This is a genomic window from Streptomyces sp. URMC 129, assembly GCF_051386415.1.
GTDB lineage: Bacteria > Actinomycetota > Actinomycetes > Streptomycetales > Streptomycetaceae > Streptomyces.
This window is the reverse complement of sequence record NZ_JBPQTQ010000255.1, coordinates 1-2290: the sequence shown is the minus strand read 5'-3', so window position 1 is coordinate 2290 and position 2290 is coordinate 1. Positions and strand designations below refer to the sequence as shown.

Here is a 2290-nt window from a genome sequence, read left to right as displayed (position 1 = left end):
GTCCGGTGGCGGCGGCCCGGCGCTCGCCGTCGCGTTCCGTCGCGGTTCCCATGCCGCCCTTCCCCGGGTTCAGTCGTGCCGGTCATGCCTTCCGTGGTCATGGCCTGCTGAACTCCCTCGCCTCGGACGCGGGTTCGTCCGGCTCGCCGCCGTCGGCCAGGCTCTGGTAGAGCCGGGCCCAGGCAGCGGCGGTGCGCCGCACGTCGTGGGAGCCGCGGGTGTGCTGCGCGGCCTGGCGGCCGAGCGCGCGGCGGCGGGCGGGCTCGGCCAGCAGCGCGGCCAGGGTCCCGGCGAGGGCACCGGGGTCCCCGGGGGGCACGAGGCAGTGCGGGACGTGGCCCGGCGGCAGGCACTCGCGGGCCCCGCCGACGTCCGTGAGCACCACCGGGCGGCCGGTGGCCATCGCCTCCAGAGGCGCCAGGGCCATCCCCTCCCAGCGGGACGGCAGCACCACGACGTCGGCGGCGGCGTACCAGGGCTGGACCTCGTCGGTGTGCCCGGCGAAGAGGACCCCGGGCCCGGCGGCGCGGCGCAGCGCGGCGCCGTCGGGCCCGTCGCCGACGAGGGCGAGCCGGGCGCCGGGCACGCGGGCGGCGACCCGGGGCCAGGCGCGCAGCAGCACGTCCTGTCCCTTCTGCGGGCAGAGCCGGCCGACGCAGACGACGAGCGGGGCGCGCTGCGGCAGCGCGTGCACGGTGGCGAGGGCGGCCCGCGCCTGGCGGCGGGCCACGCCGTCGGCGACGGGGAACCGTTCCAGATCAACGCCGTTGGCGATCACCTCCCACCGCGCGGTCAGCCCAGCCGCGCGCCCGCGCAGCCGTTCCGCTTCGCTGACGCACACCACGCGGTCGGCCCACCGTGTGGCGAACCTCTCCCAGCCCACGGCGAGTTGGGCAACGGGACCGCCGGCGGCCTCGAACGACCAGGCGTGCGGCTGGAACACGGTGGGCAGCCGCCCGCGCAGCGCGAGCCGCCCGGCGAGCCCGGCCTTGGCGCTGTGCAGGTGCACCACGTCGGGCCGGTCGCGGCGCGCGATGCGGGCGGCGCACGCGATCTCCCACGGCAGATTCGGCCCGGCCCCGCGTTCCGCGAGCCACAGCCGGACCCGTGCCCCGGCCGCGGCGGCCGTTCTCCCGAGCCCCCCGCCGGGCGGGCACGCGACGACGGCGCGCACTCCCGCGGCGGTCTGCGCCCGCACCAGGTCGGTGACGACCCGGGCGACGCCGCCGTCGACCGGCTGCGCGAGGTGCAATACGGTCAGCACGCCCGGTCCTCGCGTGCGTCACCGCAGGTCAGACAGTGCATGGCTCACCCTCCAGGCGAACTTTCCGGCAGGCGGGAAAACCATGACAGATATCAAATGAGAAATCACGCATAACGGCACACACCGGGCACAAAAATGCATTCTGTGATTTACATATAAAAAGTTCCTCAGGGAGAACAGCCCGAGGAACACAAAAAGAGAGACCCCTGGAAACCAGGGGTCTTGACTCTGTGGTGCGCGAGGGGGGAGTTGAACCCCCACGCCCTTTCGGGCACTGGAACCTGAATCCAGCGCGTCTGCCTATTCCGCCACCCGCGCATGGGTGCCGCCGAGGGCTTCCACCCGGACTGTCCTGTCCGGCTGAGCGCCGCCGACACCAGAAGGCTAACACGCTCCGGGGCGTGCCCTCACCCGCGTATCGCCCGGTGCCCGGGCGCTCCCCCCATCCCCTCCGCATTCCCTCCGCACATGCGCGACACTGTTCCAAGCTCCCCCCTACGATCCGGGGGAGGACGGGTATCCAGAGGGGAACCACCTGATCGTCTCGGGCGTGGATACGATCAGTAAGCCCTACCACTTCAGCCGCGCCTGGACATCGGAGAAGGAGGTGCACATGGGAGTACTGAAGCGCTTCGAGCAGCGGCTGGAGGGCCTCGTCAACGGCACCTTCGCCAAAGTCTTCAAGTCCGAGGTCCAGCCGGTGGAGATCGCGGGCGCGCTGCAGCGCGAGTGCGACAACAACGCGACCATCTGGAACCGCGAACGCACCGTCGTGCCCAACGACTTCATCGTCGAGCTGAGCGCCGGCGACTTCCAGCGTCTCTCCCCCTACGCCGGCCAGCTCGGGGACGAACTCGCCGGCATGGTCAAGGAGTACGCCAAGCAGCAGCGGTACACCTTCATGGGAGAGATCCAGGTCCACCTGGAGAAGTCCGAGTCCCTGGACACCGGCCTGTACCGCGTGCGCAGCCGCACCGTCGCCGCCTCCTCCTCCGCCGGCCAGGCCCCCACCTACGGCGCCCCGCC

2 protein-coding genes and 1 tRNA gene are annotated in these 2290 nt (G+C 72.5%); 1 reads left to right on the top strand and 2 read right to left on the bottom strand.

Going from position 1 to position 2290, the window contains the following annotated elements; genetic code table 11:
- Window positions 1-97: 97 nt before the first annotated feature.
- The gene (locus ACSNOC_RS27540) at window positions 98-1264 is read right to left on the bottom strand and encodes a glycosyltransferase (RefSeq protein WP_436750294.1); all 1167 of its coding nucleotides are present in this window, start codon (window positions 1262-1264) and stop codon (window positions 98-100) included.
- A 231-nt stretch (window positions 1265-1495) separates the two neighbouring features.
- Window positions 1496-1582: transfer RNA gene (locus tag ACSNOC_RS27535), tRNA-Leu, on the bottom strand.
- A 295-nt stretch (window positions 1583-1877) separates the two neighbouring features.
- Between ACSNOC_RS27535 and ACSNOC_RS27530 the strand changes: the two genes are divergently transcribed.
- The coding region (locus tag ACSNOC_RS27530; protein ID WP_436750293.1) for a DUF3662 domain-containing protein at window positions 1878-2290 on the top strand (413 nt) is incomplete at its 3' end.